Source organism: Clostridioides sp. ES-S-0049-02 (genome assembly GCF_020658465.1).
Lineage (GTDB): Bacteria > Bacillota > Clostridia > Peptostreptococcales > Peptostreptococcaceae > Clostridioides.
Genome location: NZ_JACVWG010000002.1, coordinates 443,636 through 463,064, shown reverse-complemented (window position 1 = coordinate 463,064; position 19,429 = coordinate 443,636). Strand labels below are relative to the sequence as shown.

19 protein-coding genes and 1 pseudogene are annotated in these 19,429 nt (G+C 28.8%); 5 read left to right on the top strand and 15 right to left on the bottom strand.

All coding sequences use genetic code 11. The features are described from left to right. Positions 1-437: 437 nt before the first annotated feature. From IC213_RS08280 to IC213_RS08225, 12 genes are all read right to left on the bottom strand, one after another. The gene (locus tag IC213_RS08280) at positions 438-2,327 is read right to left on the bottom strand and encodes a cell wall-binding protein Cwp8 (RefSeq protein ID WP_227862978.1); all 1,890 of its coding nucleotides are present in this window, start codon (positions 2,325-2,327) and stop codon (positions 438-440) included. Positions 2,328-2,639: 312 nt separating this feature from the next. After that, on the bottom strand, positions 2,640-2,783 hold the full coding sequence (scfA, locus tag IC213_RS08275; RefSeq protein WP_009891067.1) for a six-cysteine ranthipeptide SCIFF: 144 nt from the start codon (positions 2,781-2,783) through the stop codon (positions 2,640-2,642). A gap of 65 nt (positions 2,784-2,848) precedes the next feature. Next, positions 2,849-3,211, bottom strand: a complete 363-nt coding sequence (locus IC213_RS08270; protein ID WP_227434434.1) for a TIGR04086 family membrane protein — start codon at positions 3,209-3,211, stop codon at positions 2,849-2,851. Positions 3,212-3,268: 57 nt separating this feature from the next. Then, positions 3,269-3,562, bottom strand: coding sequence for a preprotein translocase subunit YajC (gene yajC / locus IC213_RS08265; RefSeq protein WP_227434433.1), 294 nt, complete (start codon positions 3,560-3,562; stop codon positions 3,269-3,271). A 133-nt stretch (positions 3,563-3,695) separates the two neighbouring features. Then, positions 3,696-4,817 carry a tRNA guanosine(34) transglycosylase Tgt gene (gene tgt, locus IC213_RS08260; protein WP_227434432.1) on the bottom strand — a complete coding sequence of 374 codons (1,122 nt, stop codon included), beginning with the start codon at positions 4,815-4,817 and terminating at the stop codon, positions 3,696-3,698. Positions 4,818-4,894: 77 nt separating this feature from the next. Then, the gene (locus tag IC213_RS08255) at positions 4,895-5,380 is read right to left on the bottom strand and encodes a phosphate-starvation-inducible PsiE family protein (RefSeq protein ID WP_227482100.1); all 486 of its coding nucleotides are present in this window, start codon (positions 5,378-5,380) and stop codon (positions 4,895-4,897) included. A gap of 11 nt (positions 5,381-5,391) precedes the next feature. Then, positions 5,392-6,417, bottom strand: coding sequence for a tRNA preQ1(34) S-adenosylmethionine ribosyltransferase-isomerase QueA (gene queA / locus IC213_RS08250; protein WP_227434430.1), 1,026 nt, complete (start codon positions 6,415-6,417; stop codon positions 5,392-5,394). 316 nt (positions 6,418-6,733) lie between these two features. Then, on the bottom strand, positions 6,734-7,753 hold the full coding sequence (gene ruvB, locus IC213_RS08245) for a Holliday junction branch migration DNA helicase RuvB (protein ID WP_227434429.1): 1,020 nt from the start codon (positions 7,751-7,753) through the stop codon (positions 6,734-6,736). A gap of 72 nt (positions 7,754-7,825) precedes the next feature. Beyond that, on the bottom strand, positions 7,826-8,428 hold the full coding sequence (ruvA, locus tag IC213_RS08240; RefSeq protein ID WP_227434428.1) for a Holliday junction branch migration protein RuvA: 603 nt from the start codon (positions 8,426-8,428) through the stop codon (positions 7,826-7,828). Further along, entirely contained in the window at positions 8,421-8,930 is a 510-nt protein-coding gene (ruvC, locus tag IC213_RS08235; RefSeq protein WP_227434427.1) for a crossover junction endodeoxyribonuclease RuvC, read from the bottom strand. Before ruvC ends, ruvA begins: the two co-directional genes overlap by 8 nt. Positions 8,931-9,059: 129 nt before the next feature. Beyond that, positions 9,060-10,310, bottom strand: coding sequence for a transposase (locus tag IC213_RS08230; protein ID WP_227862977.1), 1,251 nt, complete (start codon positions 10,308-10,310; stop codon positions 9,060-9,062). Positions 10,311-10,722: 412 nt separating this feature from the next. Further along, positions 10,723-11,352 (bottom strand): BofC C-terminal domain-containing protein, encoded by a 630-nt coding sequence (locus IC213_RS08225; RefSeq protein ID WP_227434425.1) that lies wholly within the window; start codon positions 11,350-11,352, stop codon positions 10,723-10,725. Positions 11,353-11,554: 202 nt separating this feature from the next. On the opposite strand from IC213_RS08225, the gene IC213_RS08220 reads away from it, so the two are divergent. Together IC213_RS08220 and IC213_RS08215 are read left to right on the top strand one after the other, a co-directional pair. Further along, positions 11,555-11,878: a DUF1540 domain-containing protein gene (locus tag IC213_RS08220; RefSeq protein WP_227434424.1), complete on the top strand. Its 324-nt coding sequence runs from the start codon at positions 11,555-11,557 to the stop codon at positions 11,876-11,878. A gap of 285 nt (positions 11,879-12,163) precedes the next feature. Continuing rightward, a complete protein-coding gene (locus tag IC213_RS08215) occupies positions 12,164-13,018 on the top strand; it encodes a putative ABC transporter permease (RefSeq protein ID WP_227482098.1) in 855 nt (284 codons plus the stop codon). 139 nt (positions 13,019-13,157) lie between these two features. Here IC213_RS08215 and IC213_RS08210 read toward each other — a convergent pair whose 3' ends face one another. The 3 genes and pseudogenes from IC213_RS08210 to garR all read right to left on the bottom strand — a co-directional run. Continuing rightward, positions 13,158-14,594, bottom strand: coding sequence for a four-carbon acid sugar kinase family protein (locus tag IC213_RS08210; protein WP_227846052.1), 1,437 nt, complete (start codon positions 14,592-14,594; stop codon positions 13,158-13,160). 58 nt (positions 14,595-14,652) lie between these two features. Further along, complete coding sequence (locus IC213_RS08205) at positions 14,653-16,035, bottom strand: gluconate:H+ symporter (protein WP_227862976.1); 1,383 nt, start codon at positions 16,033-16,035, stop codon at positions 14,653-14,655. 147 nt (positions 16,036-16,182) lie between these two features. Beyond that, positions 16,183-17,091 (bottom strand): annotated as a pseudogene (garR, locus tag IC213_RS08200) (2-hydroxy-3-oxopropionate reductase); the annotation flags it as partial. A gap of 399 nt (positions 17,092-17,490) precedes the next feature. Here garR and IC213_RS08195 point away from each other — a divergent pair. From IC213_RS08195 to IC213_RS08185, 3 genes are all read left to right on the top strand, one after another. Then, positions 17,491-18,162, top strand: coding sequence for a GntR family transcriptional regulator (locus IC213_RS08195; protein ID WP_227434419.1), 672 nt, complete (start codon positions 17,491-17,493; stop codon positions 18,160-18,162). 100 nt (positions 18,163-18,262) lie between these two features. Then, entirely contained in the window at positions 18,263-18,811 is a 549-nt protein-coding gene (locus IC213_RS08190) for an L-2-amino-thiazoline-4-carboxylic acid hydrolase (RefSeq protein ID WP_227862975.1), read from the top strand. 263 nt (positions 18,812-19,074) lie between these two features. Then, positions 19,075-19,383 (top strand): hypothetical protein, encoded by a 309-nt coding sequence (locus tag IC213_RS08185; protein WP_227434417.1) that lies wholly within the window; start codon positions 19,075-19,077, stop codon positions 19,381-19,383. The last annotated feature ends 46 nt before the right edge of the window (positions 19,384-19,429 follow it).

The following is a 19,429-nucleotide window of genomic DNA, read 5'->3' as shown; positions in this document are numbered from 1 at the left end:
AAGTTACAGTTTTGTTACCATATTTTATATATAATACCATAGTTATCCATATAACTCAAATACTATAATTAAAGTCTTTATTCTCCGTAAATTCAAAACATTATAACTTATTTTATTTAATTAAGTAATAAATTCAAAATAATATATGTTAATAAGATGTTTAATCATTATAAACAATATCATTTATAATAATTTTTTTATAATATGAATTTTACAGTATTATAATCAAAAAATAAAAAAATAAGGTATCTCAAATTAAATCTAAATGAGATACCTTGTTGTTATTCTTTACTGTTATTCTTTTTATTTCATTATTTGTATATATTTTATATTGTAGACATCATATCTTATCTAAGCATCTTGTATAAATGTACATTATAGACATTCTATATTATCTAAACAAACTTATAATATCAATTTTTATATACTATTAGTTCTTATTTAAATAAGTTTATTTTTTCTGCTATTTTCTCAATAGCATTTTTAGCTATTCCTTCACCTATTTGTACTAACTTAGTAGCATTTTTAAGTCTTAACTCAACTACTTCTTCCTGTGACTTAGAAAGTTCTTCTGTAGTTAATACTATTGGTGCTTTTGAACTAGCTGCAAGTGGTGCTGCTGTAAGTGCATCAACTAATTGTCCATTTCCACCTACATAACCGTCTTTTGCAACATATGCTTTAGTTGCTCCTGCATAGTACTTGTTGATTACTTTAGCATTAGTATCTTTTCTGTTTTCTCCAGCTAGTCTTTCAACTTTGTTGTTTAAATCTATTTCCACTAATTTATCTTCAACTTCTTTTGATACAGAATTCTCTCCACCAACAATTTCTAATTCTTTTCCTTTTAATAATTTTTCAGCACTTGCATCTAACTCGTTACCTGTAACTATTATTGGAGCTCCAAATTGAGCAGCTCTAGCAGATATACTCATAGCATCTGCTTCTCCATTTCCACCTACTACAAATGCAGTTTTAAATGTATCTTTTAATTGTTTTGCTATTTCTAAAGAAGTTTCAAATCTATCATCTCCAGAAACTCTCTCAACTTTACTTACACCCAATTTAGAAAGTTTTTCTTCAGTTTCTTTTGATATTTTAGATTCTCCACCTACTATATATATTTTCTTAGAAGATAAGTTACTTCCAAGTACTCTTAATATCTCAGCTTCTATTTCTGATGGTAATGAATCTTTTTTAGATAATAGTATTGGTGCATTTTTTTGAGATGCAAGTGGTGCTGATGCTAATCCATCAACTATAGCATCTTCTCCAACTAAAATTATTGAATCTGCTTCTCCATCTTTGAATCTTTCCTTACTAACTTCTACTGCTGTTGTAAATCTTGAATCTCCAGATAAAACTTCTACTTTTAATTCTTTTCCGTCTTTTACATCAGTTAGTACTTTGTGTAAATCTCTAACTAATTTATGGTTTTTACTTGATACACTTATTGTTTCTGGCTTTTCATTTGTCTTACTTAAAACCATATCAAAGCTTGACTTTTCTGGCTTATCTTTATCATCACTATCTTCTTGCTCTTGAGTAAGTATTGCTTCATTCTCAAATGTTAAAGTATATCCATTTTTAACTTTATTAACTATTTCTCTACCTAATGTAGTTAATCTAACTCCATCAAATAAATCTTCTGCTGATATGTCTTGTAAATCTGCATTTTTAACTGTTATTGTATGTAATTCTTTTGATTCTATATCGCTGTAACGCTTTTCATATCCTTCAAAAGTACCTTCTTCTGATATTACTGGTTTTGCAAAGTCTAAATGTTGGTCTCCTACATTTACTGTTATTGTATTTTTTGAATCTTTCGCTCTTTTTACTTCAACTGTGCTAGTAGACTTTATAGTTGCTGTTAACTTGCTATCAGAATCTTCTGCTAAAGTTGCATTGAAAGCATTAACTGCATCTACTATTTCTTGAGCTGTTTTGTAGTTTTCAATTTTATAGTCAACTACTTTTCCACCTATAGTTTGATGGCCTTTATCTTGTATAGTAACTTTTAAACTTTGTCCTTCTACTAATGAGTTTATCTTGTTTTGTAATTGAGTTGCATTAGTTAAGTTTACATTATCTACTTTTATATCATAAACTCTATCATTTACATTTGCTCCTGCTTTTGTCTCTTCAAACTTAATCTCTAATGCTTTTCTAACCTCTTCGATTAGTTTAGTAGAATCTTTTGCACTTACTGTGTAATTTTTATCAACATTTTTTGACACAGTGTTGTCTGCGAATATTGGTGCTGCTGCACTCATAACTGTAGCTCCTGCCATTACTATTGCCATACTTCTCTTTTTGTTACTTAACATATTTATGTCCTCCGAATATTGTATTTAATTTTTTATATTCGTATTTCCCACATATAGATAATATTATATATAATATTATTTATCAATACATTTTATAAGTTTACATAATTTACTAATGCATATATTAGAAATATAAGAATAAAAAGTTAGATTTTGAATATATAAAAAATTAAACACTAACAAGTCAAACCTTATTTTTTATAAACATATTAAACATTTTATATGGAGACAAAAAATAAAAAAGGATACCTCATTAATGATAAAAGAACCATTTTGAGATACCCTCTTACAAACAACTAAATCAATAATTTTCTATCTTTCACACTCTTGATTTGCAACTGTACAAGAAGTTTTACAAGCTGATTGACAAGAAGTTTGACACTCTCCACATCCACCTTTTGCAGCACTTTGCTTTAAAGTAGCTTGAGATAAAGTTTTTACATGTTTATTTTCCATTTTCAACGCCTCCATTTCTAATTGTTTCCTATTGATTATATCACAAAACCACTTTAATATAAACTCTATTTAAAATTGACACCTAATACTCCTCCAATACCTCCTGCTGCTGATATAAGCAATAACTTATAAATCATTCCTACTTCAAATATGAAGCTCTCTTGTGCTAAAAACACAGTCAAAAAAATACACACTATGTACAAAAGTCCAACTAAAAGTCCATACATAAGTCCCTTTTCTTGCATGTGTTTTGAAGTGTAAAAACCGCCTATAGCTGCAGAAATAGTAGTTATAAATGATGCAACCATAGTTATATTATCTCCACCGATATCTGTAAATGTCAAAAATAAGTTATACACTAATAAAACAGCCAAAGTTATTATATATGCATATCCCAAACCTTTAAAAATATAATTAGATTTTCCCATAAAAAAACCTCCTCTCAAATTAATATATATTCGAGAAAAGGCTTTTAAATTACTATTTTACTGTTCTTCTATTTCTTCTTTTCTAGATTGAACTGTCCCTATAGCCCATTTTTCAAATGGAACTTTAGTTCTGTTTGGTCCTAATTCTAATATTACAACATCATCTTCAACTTTAGCTACATTAGCTACTATTCCACCTATTGTAATGACTTTGTCTCCTACACCTAGGCTACTTCTCATTTCTTTCAATTGTTTGTCTTTTTTCTTTTGAGGTCTAATCATTAGGAAATAAAAGATTGCAATTACTACTACCCATAGACCTATACTCATCATTATTTGTTGCTGTGGCATTAATTTTTCACTCCTTTGTAAATTATACTCTTTTGCAAATCGTAATAAATGTTTATACAACAATTTACTTTCTTTAGCTTTGAGTACTATTGAATATTATATATTAAAATGATTATAATTAATAGTGCAAAACCTATATTTCATATCCATATTTTGCAAAAAATTCATTTCTAAAATCAAGTAATCTATCTTCCATTATTGCTTGTCTTATTTGTTTCATTAAATTTAGTAAAAAGTGAAGATTATGAGTAGTTATCAATCTTGCACCCAGTATTTCATTTGCTTTTACAAGATGTCTTATATAGGCTCTTGAATAATTTTTACAAGCATAACAATCACATTCAGGGTCAAGTGGAGTAAAGTCTTCAGCATAAGTTGCATTTCTAACTACTACTTTACCTTGACTAGTCATTGCAGTTCCATTTCTAGCTATACGAGTAGGTAAAACACAGTCAAACATATCTACTCCTCTTATAACACCTTCCACTAAATCATCTGGACTACCAACTCCCATTAAGTATCTTGGTTTGTCCTTTGGCATAAATGGAGTTGTGTGTTCTAGTACATCGTACATAAGTGGCTTTGGTTCTCCAACACTAAGTCCACCAATCGCATATCCAGGTAAATCAATGCTTGTTATTTCTTTCGCTGATTGCTCTCTTAAATCTTTATACATTCCACCTTGTATTATACCAAATAAAGCTTGCTTGTCTGTATTATTATGGGCATCTTTACATCTTTTTAACCATCTTGTTGTTCTTTCTAATGAATTCTTTACATACTCTCTATCTGCTGGGTATGGCGCACACTCATCAAATGCCATCATTATGTCTGAACCTAACGCATTTTGTATTTCCATAGCTTTTTCTGGAGTTAAAAAATGTTTTGAACCGTCTAGGTGTGACCTAAATTCTACACCTTCTTCTTTTATCTTTCTCAAAGGCCCTAAGCTAAATACTTGAAATCCTCCACTATCTGTAAGTATTGGCTTATCCCAGTTCATAAACTCATGAAGTCCACCAGCTTTTTTTATAAGTTCATGTCCTGGTCTCATATATAGATGATAAGTGTTACTAAGTATTATTTGTGAGCCAATCTCTTTTAATTCTTCTGGTGTCATAGACTTTACTGTTGCTTGAGTCCCAACAGGCATAAATATTGGTGTTTCTATAATCCCATGTGGCGTGTGTAATCTTCCAAGCCTTGCACCACTTTGTTTACAAGTTTTTATCAGTTCGTATCTTACTGCGTACATAAATATCTCCTTAATAATTTTTATTTCTAGTTATTCATAACATATATTTTCACTAATCTAAATATCTAATATATTTTCTAAATAGATTTATCTTTATCCTCTTTACTTTGTTGTTCTTTGATTGCTTCTTCATCATGAATACTCGTTATATTAAGAGCACTCTTGTCTTTTGTTACTAAAAACTTTTTTATAGCAAATAGTCCTGCAATGGCTATAACTCCAATTAAAACATCTATCATTCCTTCATTTTTAGGAAGCAATAACATTTTTCTAGCTATAGCATATAGTAGTGCCTCAATAAATGCTCCTGGTATGTGAAGTGATAGCATTACTACAAGCTCAACACCTATCACCAAAAGTAATATTTGTGCTAAGAAATCATTAAGCTGACTGTATTGTACTGGGTTTTGAAAATCAACTATATATGCTCCCCACATAAGTCTTAATACATCTATTGTACCTAAAAATACTGCTATTAAAACTACTACTGCTAATACACGTTCAAATATAAAAGCAATCTTTAATATAGGGTTATTCTTTTTTTGTTTTTGTAAGCTATGCATCTATTCCCTCCCTACTTTATAATCATAGCATCTCCAAAACTGAAGAATCTATATCTTTCTTTTACTGCCTCATTATATGCATTTAAAACATTTTCTTTTCCACAGATAGCACTTACTAACATGATTAAGGTAGACTCTGGTAAATGGAAATTAGTTATAAGTCTATCCAAAACCTTAAATTTATAACTTGGATATATAAATATATCTGTCCATCCACTAGTTTCTTTCATCTTGCCATTTTCATCACAAGCTGATTCTATAGTCCTACAACTAGTAGTTCCAACACATACTACATTGTTCCCATCTTTTTTTGCTCTATTTATTTTGTCAGCTGCCTCTTGACTAACCATATAATATTCTGAATGCATCTTATGATTTAAAACATCATCTACTTTTACTGGCCTAAAAGTACCTAAACCAACGTGTAAAGTTATAAATGCTATATCTACACCTTTTTCTTTTATTTCATTTAATAATTCTTCTGTAAAGTGTAGACCTGCTGTAGGTGCCGCTGCTGAGCCATTATGTTTTGAGTAAACAGTTTGGTATCTTTCTTTTTCCTCTAATCTAGCAGTTATATATGGAGGAAGTGGCATATTTCCAAGCTCATCTAAAATCTCTTCGAAAATTCCATCATAATGAAACTTTATAATTCTTGAACCTTCATCTGATAAATCTACAACTTCTCCAATTAATTTCCCATTTCCAAAGGAAAACTTAGTTCCCACTTTTGCTCTTTTACCTGGCTTTACTAAAGCTTGCCAAGTATCTTCCTCTGTTCTTTTTAATAATAAAAATTCAATTTTTCCACCAGTCTCAAGTTTTTCCCCTATTAATCTAGCAGGTATAACTCTAGTATTATTTAAAACTAAACAATCTCCCGGATTTAAATATTCTATTATATCTCTAAATACTTTATGCTCAATTTCTCCTGTTTCTTTATCTAATACCATCAATCTTGAACTAGCTCTATCTTCTATAGGAACTTGAGCTATAAGTTCCTGTGGTAAATCAAATTTAAAATCACTTGTTTTCAATGTCAAACTTCCTCTCTTAAAATTTCTCTAGCTACAATAATATCAAAAAAACAACTTATTTTCTACAATATTACCATAATCTATCAATAAATCCCTATTTTTAACATACAGCATATACACAATATATAGATATTTTTCCACGTTATACACGTCTTATCCACAATATATAGATACAGTACACACATTTTCCCTTGTATTTATCCACAGTATCTACAGATATAATTACCATTTTGTGGATATGTTTGAATTTTTGCCCATTTTAGAAATATTTTAATTTAATGATTATTTTTCTAATTGATACCTCTTTCTTCTATTCTTATCTATCGCTAGGATAAGGTATTTTTAGATGTTCATAGGCTAATGGCATGGCTACTCTACCTCTAGGCCCTCTATTTATAAACCCTAGTTGAAGTAAATACGGCTCATACACATCTTCTATTGTATTCCTATCTTCACCAATTGAAGCTGCTAACGTATCAAGACCTACAGGACCACCCCTAAATTTTTCTATTATAGTTATAAGAAGCTTTTCATCCACAAAATCAAGACCTAAATTATCAACTCCTAAAAGTTCAAGAGCATCCTTTGCAACTTCATCAGTTATCCTTCCATCAGCCCTAACCTGTGCAAAATCTCTAACTCTTTTTAGCAATCTATTTGCTATTCTTGGAGTTCCTCTTGAGCGTTTTGCAAGCTCTAAAGCTCCTTGAGATTGTATTTCTGCATCTAAAATATTTGATGACCTAAGCACTATTTTTGAAAGTTCATCAACTGTATAATAATCTAATTTACAAATAACACCAAATCTATCTCTAAGTGGATTTGTAAGCATACCAGCTCTTGTAGTAGCTCCAATAAGTGTAAACTTAGGAAGGTCAAGCCTTATACTTCTCGCAGATGGTCCTTTTCCTATTATTATATCTAAACAAAAATCTTCCATTGCTGGATACAATACTTCTTCAACACTCCTATTGATTCTATGTATCTCATCTATAAATAAAACATCATTTTCATTCAAATTTGTAAGTATAGCTGCTAAGTCTCCAGCTCTTTCTATTGCAGGTCCTGATGTAATCCTCAAATTTACTCCCATCTCATTAGCTATTATACTTGCTAGTGTAGTTTTTCCAAGCCCTGGTGGTCCATATAAAAGTACATGGTCTAACTGCTCATTTCTTGATTTTGCTGCCTCTATAAATATACTAAGTTGCTCTTTGGATTTTTCTTGACCTAAATAATCTTCTAGTGTTTTTGGTCTTAAACTATTTTCTATATCTATATCTTCCACCTTCATAGTAGAAGTTATTATCCTATTTTCATCTTCAAAATCTTGCATTTATACCCCTCCTTCCGTAATTTTGCAAATCTACCTTATTTTAAATATTATTTTACATTCACAAATTAAATGCTACTTCATAGATTTACTCATTATATATGTAAGTGCTTTTTTTATAATGTCTTCTGTATTCATACCATCTTTTTTACATTTTTGAACTGCCTCTTTTGATTCTGCTAAGGTATACCCCAAAGCTACAAGTGCATCTATAGATTCATCTTGAGATATGAAAGTAGGTTTTTGTGATAATAATGTTGGTTCAAATTCTATATTATTTTTATCTACTTTATCTTTAAGTTCTAAAACGATTCTCTCTGCTGTCTTTTTACCAACGCCTGGAGCTTTAGATAGTTTCCCAACATCTTCGCTTAAAATATAAGCTCCTAGTTGCGCTGGTGATGCAAATGATAGTATTGAAAGCCCCACCTTAGGTCCTATTTTTGATACAGATGTAAGCAATTCAAACATCTTTAATTCTTCCCTGCTTGCAAAACCGCAAAGACTCATATCATCTTCTCTTACTATTAGTTTAGTATATATTTTTGCAGTATTCCCTATTTGCAAATTCATTATTGTATTGGATGACACATTTATCTTATATCCTATATCATTGTTTTCAACAACTATACTGTCTATATAAATTTCTTCTACTGTACCTTTTATATAACTATACATACTTCCCACCTATATTCTTTAAAGTTTTTTCAAGTTTATTTGAATGAGCATGGCAAATAGCCACAGCTAGAGCATCTGCAACATCATCTGGCTTTGGAACTTTTTTTAAACTTAAAAATGAGGTTACCATCTGTTGAACTTGTGCTTTGTCTGCTCTACCATATCCAACTACACCTTGTTTTACTTGAAGCGGAGTGTATTCATATATTGGTTTACCATTATGTGCACAAGCAAGCATAGTAACCCCTCTAGCCTGTGCTACTGTTATAGCAGTCTTTACATTCTTGTTAAAGAATAGTTCCTCCATTCCAACTTCATCTATATTGTAATTCTTTACTATTGTATCAATTCCTTTATATACAAGTTCTAACCTCTTAGAGATATTCATATGCGCAGGTGTTGTCACTGCTCCATAATCTATTACTTTAAATTTACTATTTTTATATTCAATTATACCATATCCAACTATGGCTATACCTGGGTCAATCCCCAATATCATCATTTTAAAAAATTCCTCCTAAAAATAAAAGAAATACCAAAATGTATTTCTCATAAAAACTTATGTTCTAAATTATTATACCCTGAACCTCCCACGACTAAAATCGCAGAGTTCGATTACGTTCAAAATAACCTAAGCTACTTTGATACGTACAGGCGTGTCCAGTTCGCCCCTACTGTATAGTCCATCTAAGAACACAACATTACTTTTTCTCAAAATATTTAATGCACCATTGACATCAGCATTTAAAATCATTCCTTTTTTAGTTTGATACAATCCTCTTTTAATTCTTTTTCCAGAGAAATCATACTCCTTTGGATTATCGTCATTATAAGCTGGTATAATATCTTTATCAAAAAAGCTAGCTTTGGAAGTATAACTTTCTTCTTGTTTTAAAAAAGTAATTCCATATAGTTTACATAGATATTCTAATTTATCACGTAATTTACCAAAAGGAATATGTACAAATGTTTGATTATTAACTTTCCCGATATTACTTCTGTATTGAAAAGTTTCATTATACCCACAAACTAAAATACCAATATCATTTTTTAAACAATAATTAATAATAATACGAGCTGTTTTAGCCATATAATCATTTACTTTATTGTTTCGATTGCGAGTATTCGATTTTTGTCGATTGGTATTTCGTTTTACATACCCCTGTAAATCTTTAATACTTTGAAGTCGTGCATTTTGTTTATTATACCATTGATTTATTGATTTTAAACGCTTTCCATCAACAATAAAACTTTCACCAGTAGAAGTAATACAAGTTGCTAAATTATTAATTCCAAAATCAATTGCTAGTACTTTGTTTTTATTTAATTTTCTTTGTTCTTCTTTCACTTCGTAAGTGTATTGAATTTCAAAGAACCTAGCTTTTGCTTTTGGTATAATACGAATTTCCTTAATTTTCTTATCTTTAAGAATTGGCGGAATCGTTATTATAACTTTTTTATGTTCTTTTCCAAATTGACGTGAATATGGAATTATTAATTGATTATTATTTAATCGAACAAAACCAATGACAAGTGTAGTAAATCCATCTTTTGGAAGATAATGTGGTAATTTTATATCTTTGAAAGAATATTTACCTTTTTTCACTAATTTAAGCAGTCCAAAAAAAGACTTAAATGAACCATCTACTTCCTTCAAAATTTGTTGAGCCATATTGGAATTTAAATTTTTGTAATTAGGACTATCTTTCAGAAGAACATAATTCTTTTCATAATTTAGATATTCGCCTTCTTGGAAGTAATATTGCCTAATATTATAGATTGCTTCATTAGCTAAATTTTTAGCTATACGAGAAAGCTCTTTAATATTCTTATAATCTTCCTTTGAAAGATGTTTTACCTGCTGTTTTACAGTTAAATACATGATATATATCACTTCGCTTTCTAAGATGATTATAACATATCTTTACTGTAAAGCCAATGTTTTGGTAAAAAACAATGACAGTAGAGAAAATTTAACCTGTAGCTAAATTCTACATTAATCGTATTAGAGGTTGTCGTTCACATAAGCTTTAGGGGTTTCCAGCAATTCAAGTGGTATATTGGATAGATTGTTTACTATCTCTACATACAAACTTCTCTATACGCTTACTATTTCCCTAATTCATCTCATGACTAAAGTCACGAGTATTCTTAGAGATTTAATAAAATCAAATAAAAAAGTTATATCAAAGCGAACTTCTCACTCCAATATAACTTTTATATTTAGTACAAATAAATTATTGTATTTTAATAGGCATTAAATATGTTTTGAATCTTAATATCAATTTGAAATATTAACTTGCAAAATCTTCTAATCTTGAATAGGCCTCTTCCTCTGTATCCATAACTACACCTTTTTTAAGTTCATCTTGAACAGTCTTAGGAAGTGAATCTACTCTTATTTTAGTTTTTTCTACTAATGTTTTATTTCCACTATCATCATATTTATACAATGCTATATTTCCATTATCATTTTCAATTGTATATTTACCTTTTATAGTAGTGTTCATTGCTTGTACATCTTTATTATCACTGTTTTTAGATTCTACTAATATGATTTCATTTTTATCCATACTCTTTATTGTTTTAGTTGGATATTCTTGCTTAAAATATGATACTATTTCTGATTTTGTCTTATCTAATAATGACTCTGGAACTACTCCAGCCATCGTAAGTACTCTCTTATAGTTAGTTTCATTCTCACCTTCGCTTTGAAGCCAAACTTCACAGTTTTTATTTAATCCAAAAGCTTCTTTTGATTCTTCATTCATATTCGCACTAGCACTTACAACTTTACCAGTTTGAACTCCATTATTTTTTAACTTTGTTCCTATATAAACTCCACTACTTAATACAAATACTCCTACTAGTACTAATGCAGATATTTTCCAAGGAAATAATTCTTTTTTCTTCTTTTCAAACATTGATTACGCCTCCTTTTTCTATTATTTTCTCCAAGCTGTAAGTTTTTATACAATTTAGGTAAATTTTAGAAGAAAATATATCTGTATTTCAAATTAATCTAAAAATAGATATCTTCTAAAAGGAAGTTTTCTCTTAAATGTTATATTCTTGCAATTATATGGACATAATTTATAATAAATAATAGTTTAGGAGGTAATAACTTTGGAAAGAATCAATTGTAATGTAACTAACTGCTCACATAATAACAGCCATATATGTTATGCAGATAAAATTTTTATAAATGGTGAACAAGCCCATAATGATAGACATACTTGCTGTAGTTCGTTTTTAGATGAATCTATTTATAGTAATCTATCTAATAATGTTAACAATAGAAATTGTGAAGAATTAGTTTGTAGTGTCAAGACTTGTAAGTATAATAAAGATGGTAGCTTATGTAATCTTGATAATATAGTAGTCGCTCCTGAAACTGATAGAGTAAATCTTTACACTGAAACATGTTGTTCTAGTTTTAAATGTAAATAAACAAAATATAAATAATATAAGGGTGTCAAAGGTAATCAAAACAATATACTGTAGAGTATCTACAGATATTGATTTGATTATACTTGACACCCTTATTTATTTTAAATAAAATCTCATTATTATAGTTTTGCATATAATATTATAATTGCAATTAAATTTGATAAATTTCTATAAATTGGTATAATCAATATGTAAATTAAATTTAAAGTAATATAGTTAATTGTGAAAGAAAACACCAGATATATAGTATTATATAATGTTATATTAACTAGAAATGAGGTGCTTATGAGTACATTTTATATCCAATTTCTTTATTTTGTAATTTATAGTTTTATAGGGTGGTGTTGTGAGACTACATATTGTTCTGTTTTACAAAAACAATTTGTAAATAGAGGTTTTTTAAATGGGCCATTTTGTCCTATATATGGATTTGGAGCACTAGCAATAGTAGCTACATTAACTCCTTTTGTTCATAATATTCCCTTATTATTTGTGTTTAGTATAATTATCACCAGCATAATGGAGTATTTTACAAGTTTTGTATTAGAAAAAATATTTAATATGAAGTGGTGGGATTATTCCAATCACAAGTTCAACATTCATGGAAGAGTGTGCCTAGAAAATTCACTTATGTTTGGTGTGTTGTCATTAATTGTAATGCTGATAATACATCCTATTGTAGTTGATTTCATAGATTATATTCCTAAAAATATACTATTTATTCTTGGTATATCCATAGAAATTTATTTTGTTTTAGATTTAATAATTACAGTACACACAATTTTACAATTAAATGGTAAATTAAAACAAATCAACCTTATAATCAAGGAATTAAAAGATAAAAAGGAATACTACAAAATTATTACACAAGAAACCATTGAGAATAAACTTGAGACTTTGGTTGAAAATAGACTTGAGACTTTAGAGGATAGATTTGAAATATTAAAAGAAAGAGAAAATTATCGTTATGCTAAAAATAGAATTGAAGAACTTAAAAACAAGCTTAATACTCTACTATCTAGTCACAAATTACTTCATAGACGTATTATTAAGGCGTTCCCTAATATAAGCTCTAATAAGCATAAAGATATTTTAAATAAAATCAAAGAAGATATTAAATCAATCAAAAAAAATAAATAATCTAAATTATATGCCATATTATAATATAAATATTTATAAATACAAATAAGGTTTAGAATATTATTGATAATATTCTAAACCTTATTTAATATATTCTAAAACTTACTATTGACTTATCCTTATTTTTAAATCAAATCTTCTAGCCCATTAATACTTCAACAGCTTCTCTAAGTGTACTAACTTCTCCAACATTGCCAGGGAAAATTATATATGGCATATTAGGAAATTTACTTTCTTCTCCTGTCATCCATACTGGTATACCAGGTTTTATTTGACCCATTACAGTAGCCTTTTTTACTTTTAGTGCCTTAGTTCCAACATCACTAGATGTAATTCCGCCTTTTGCTATAATAAAATTTGGTCTTACATTAAGCATACCAACTATACTAGTTACAGCATCCGAAATTTCTACAGAAACCATAAGTTGTTTATCTTTATCATTCGTATCTAAATCAAAACGCTCACGTCTAGTATACACAGCAACAGTCTTTCCATTAGTTATTTTCTCTTCTACAACTTGTATAACTCTTTTTACTTCATTTTTTAATCCATCTTCTCTCAAAACTAAATGTTGATTAAACTCTATAAATTCTATAGGATGTTTACAATTTTTAAGTTCTTCTAGTTGTTGAGTAGTTTTATTTACATGTGAACCAACAAGTATAATACCTCCATTAGTATTATCTTTTGATACTAATTCCTCTTTAGTAAGTAATTCCTTATCACTTACACCTCCAAGTATCTTTGTTATAGCAGCAGCGCTTCTAAATATAAATTCTTTGCCACTGTTTACTGCACGTATAAACGCAATTGTAAATACCTTTACATCTACATAATCTATTGCATTTACAATGATTTTGTTGAAATTCTTTGCCATTTTAAGCTTTTCTGTTATCCTATCAATATTTAAACTTCTAAGTTCCTCTAATGAAACGTATGTCATATCACTAGATTTATATTCTCCATTTGTTTTTTCTTCACACCATTCTCCTATATCAGAAGATTTATATCCAAAAGATTTATCTTTTGCAAATTCAGTCATTCCCGCTGGTACAAGCATTTCTCCTTCTTTTACATAATGCACATTGTCTATCGTAAATCTTCCACCTTCTTTGAAAAATGGCATTATTATTTCACCATCAAATATTTTCCCTGATAATTTTTCCACCTCATTTTTCAACAGATTAGTTTCAAGAGGATAATGCCCCCTCATTGTTGAATCACTTCGGCTTATAATAATAAAATCCTTATTAACTTTTTGAGAAATATCCACAATATTTTTTGAAATTTTCTTATGCACTTCTGTTGTTTGAGAAACTGTAAATCCCCTTGAGTTAGTAAGTATAAAAAACATACTATTTTCTTCATCAAAACCTTGTTCTATGCTATTCTTATCCCAATCAGTATATACAGAAACATCATGAACTGTTTGTACTCCAGTTGGGTCATCATCTAATACAATAATTTTTCTATTTAAATTTTTAAGTTCATTTACAAGTAATTTATTTAATTTATCTTCATCTACGTTCTTAAAAGTATCGAGTATATCTATGTTAATTGAATTGACTTCTCTCACTAAAAATCCCCCTTTATGCAATTTATTACAGTATGCATATGTTTAATATTTATATTTTTTATAAGCCTGGAAGTGGTATAATACCATTTATAACACTAAGTAATAAAACCATTGCAAATGCTGTAATACCAGCTATTGTACCTCCTATTGTCCATGAATTTAAAGTATCTTTAACTGACAATCCACTAAATCTTGAAAGTACCCAGAATCCAGAATCGTTTGGAAGAGAAAAACCAACACCACCAGCACATATAGCAAGCCCTACTAAAACTGGTGACATCCCAGTTGCTAAAATTGTCGGTCCTAAAATTGATGAGGTAGTCACTAGTGCTACAGTAGCAGAACCCTGAGAAATTCTAAGTAATGCACTTAATAAGAATCCAAGTACTACAACTGATATACTAAGTCCAGACATAGTGTCAACTAAGAAGTTTCCTATTCCACTAGCATTTATAACACTACCAAATGCTCCCCCTGAACCTGTTATTAATAGTATCAATCCTGCTGAATCGGCAGCTTCAATAACAACATCTCCCATAGGTTTACTTATGTACTTCTTTAAAAATACTATTGCTACCAATATTCCAAGTAATATTGCTATATTCTTATCGCCTATAAAAGCAAGTATTCCACTCATTTTAGAACATTTTTCTAAAAACATACTAAATACATTTGATACAAGTATAAGAAGTATTGGGAATAATAAAGAAAACATAGAAACTCCAAAACCAGGGACTTTATTAGAGTTATCATCTTCAAGTTCAATACTCTCTTTTTCTTGTTCTAAATTTTTTTCTCTATTATTTTCGTCAATTGCATAAGCTGGATATTTTTCAAAACGTTTTCCATAAATCCATCCTCCTGCAAGAGCTGCTGGAAATGCAACAATTATAGAATAAAGTATAAAACTACCTACATTTGCATTTACATTTGCTGCAACAGCTAAAGGCCCTGGTGTTGGTATTACAAGTGCATGACCTACTATTGTACCAACGCCTAATGCACATACAAAAACCATAAGAGACTTCTTAGTTACTCTCGAAACATATTTAACTATAGGCATCATTATAACAAATGCAGCATCCATAAACACTGGAATTGAAATTAAAAATCCTGCTGTAGTTATAGCTAACGCACTATTTTTTTCTCCAGTTCTAGCCAACAATCCCTTTGCAATAGATTCTGTTGCTCTTGATTCTGAAAGTATATTTCCAAATATTATTCCAAGTCCAATTACAATACCAATACTACCTAATGTATTTCCAAATCCAGTTGATATTGTAGTTGAAATTTCATTTATAGGCATTTTAACCATAAATCCTGTAATTATTGATGTTATAAGTAATGCCAAAAATGGGTTTACTTTAAACTTGATAATTGACACAAGCAAAATTCCTATAGATATAATAAATGCTATCAAAAGTCCATATCCTGTAATCATAATCTTTTCCCCTTTATAATTTACTTTATTATCTCTTGACCTTATTTTTTCTTTTATTATGATACTGTAACTCTATCATCTCTGTATAATATAATCTAAATCTAATTTTTATAATACATATCTACTATATCATCAATATCTTTGCCATTAGTTATTGTGTTTTTTTATTTCAACACCTGCTAATTTTTCAAAATATTGAGCTATTCCACCATGGTCATCTTCTAAGTGTCCATGTACTTTTAATGTTTGCATAATTTCTAATAGCTGACTTGTCATAGGTAGTGGCACATCCAAATTATGTGCTGTCTGCATTACATTTTTTATATCTTTTAGATTGATAGATATTTTCCCACCTGGTTTAAAATCACGATTCATAATCATTGGTATTTTTGCATCCAATATTGTACTGCCAGCTAAACCTCCCCTTATCGCTTTGTACACTTTTTCTGGGTCTGCTCCTGCTTTGGCTGCAAGTACAAATGCTTCAGATACTGCTGCTATTGTAAGATTAACTATTACTTGATTTGTAAGTTTTGTAACACTTCCACTACCATTATCTCCAATTAAGATAGCTGAGCTTCCCATTATATTAAAGAATGGCTCTACTTTTTTATATACCTCTTCTTTACCACCAGCCATAAAAGCAAGTGTTCCATCAATTGCTTTTGGTTCACCTCCACTTACTGGCGAATCTATAAATTCTAAGTTCATTTGCTTTAATTTTTCTGCACATAACATAGATTCTGTAGGTGTAACTGAACTCATATCTACAATTATACTTCCCTCTCTTAAAGTATTTGTTAAACCATTAGCTCCAAATAATATATCTTGAACAATAGCTCCATTTGGAAGTATTGTAAATACAATCTCACACTCTTCACCTATTTCTGAAAGACTTGCATATTTTGCACCATACGATACAAGCTCATCTACAGCACATTTATTAATGTCATATACTAAAAGATTACATCCATCTTTTAGTAAGTTTTTGGCCATTGGTTTTCCCATTATTCCTAATCCGATAAATCCTAATTTCATTATATACCCCTCCATATTTTCATATTTTTGAAAACGTTTTTTATGATTTAAAGTATACTACACACCAGTATACCGGTCAATATAAAATATAAAAGTATTTATTTTAACAATAAAACACGATTTTTAGATTTATATAATAGATTTTACCTATAAGCATCATATTTAACGCATACTATTTATGTTAAATAAACCACACTATTTTTATATTATATTTAATCATACTTTATACTAATTATTTTTCTTTATATCAACTATTTTTATCAATAATTAAGTATCATTCAACTAAACCTTTATTTATATCGCCATATCATCCAATATATAATTTAAATTTCAAAGGATTGACCTTAATTTTACTATGTTGTATTCTTAACATTATATAAGTTTTTGTATTTTTACATTGTTTAGGAGGGGTAAAATATGGCTACATTTAAAAGATTACAAGAACAAGCATATGACTATTTAAAAGAATTAATACTATCTGGTGAAATAATAGAAAATGAAATATATTCTGAAACAAAGCTTGCAAGTGAAATAGGAATCTCAAGAACTCCTATAAGAGATGCTCTTCAAAGACTCAGTCAAGATGGTTTTATAGATATCATTCCAAGTAAGGGTTTTAAAATTCATCAAATCACAGCCAATGAAATTGTAGAGATATTTCAAATACGTTCTGCAATAGAAGGATTTTGTACTTTTTTGATTACAAGCCAATACAAAGAGCCTAGAGCAATTCAAACTATAGATAAATTAAAGTATCTTTTAGATAAACAAAAAGAGATTGTATCAAGTGATAAGAATTTAAACACATTTGCAGAATATGATACTTTATTTCACACAACAATCGTCTCATATGCTCAAAATACTGAATTTGATAAGATGTTCAACAGCTATATGTACAGAATAAAAAAATTAGCTCTTGATTCATTATCACATGAGGGAAGACTAGAAACAACATTAAAAGAGCATACAGATATTTTTAATAATATATCTAATGGATGTACTGAAGATATTTACAAAACAACACTTATTCATATGGAGACTCCTAAATACATCAATTTAGAAGATTTTTGTAATAATAAATTATTTTAATAATCTATTTACATTTACTAAAATGTTATTTATCTCAAATCAATTTCTTATTTATAAAAAATACTCTATAATTATAATGTAACTACTATTATTTTAAGGAGTGATTTTTTTGAACAAAGATACTGTAACTAATGAAACTATTGACAAAGATTATGCTATTGAAGAAGTTCGTGTGGCTTGTAAACATTTTGGTGATTTATATTTTTATTTTACCAAAGTATTAGTTGAGGAATTTGGAAATGAAAAAACTGCTGAAATATTAAAAAAAGTTTTGTTTGAAAGATCAGAAGAAAGAGCTATTTCTATGAGAGAAAGAGCCAATGAAAATGGAGATGAATTGATTGCTGACAATATTGCTAGTATAACTGATGTTCCATTTTTAGGTTGGGTTCCTGAATTTGAAGAGTTACACTGTCCTTATGGAGCTTCCTGGCTTTCACGCTTTGAAGAAAATCCTTGGTTTAAGCAGTTTGCATCCCTTTATTGTGATGTTACTGATACCACTGTTGCTGAGGTATTTACAGGAGATACATCACATAAAATAACAAAAAATATTCTATGGGGTGATAAAGTTTGTGAGAGAATATATTTTCATGATGATAATATATCTCAAGGTAAATATACTTACGGAACTAGAAACTGCAAGTAAATAATTTAATTTTTCTATATTTTTATACTATATTTTGTACTTTTTCATATAAATATTATAACTAGTCTTTTATTTTACTTTTGTTTAACTTAAAGATAATTTACTTTTAACTTCTATGAATTAACATATAAGTAATAAAAAATTTATCTTTATAAAATTATAGCCTTTAGGTCTATAATTTACATAATATTTATACTCTTTATAAAATTTTTTAGAAGCTTCTATTGTTATACTATAAAACTATCTTGAGAAAGGCTGATTAAATGTTTAATAAAATATATGAAAAAAAAGAATTTATAGTTTTTCAAGTTAAAAAAGGTTATGTAGTTTATAATACTAGAAAGAATTTTGAAGAAGGTCATACACACTTAAAACATTTTGAGGCAGCAAAGACAGCTATTGACTTAGCTATAAACAAAAAAATTCCTCGAAGTAAAGACGGATATTATCTAACTAGTTTAATTCGCATAAGTGATGATTGTTATTACATTGATAAGTTAAGTGAGTTATTATATGTCAGAGAACAAAAAGGTAAAAAAGAAAAATACTGCAATTCTAGCTATCAGATATAACAAGATTAATTGTCAAATATAAATATTTTTAAGCTTAAATATAAAG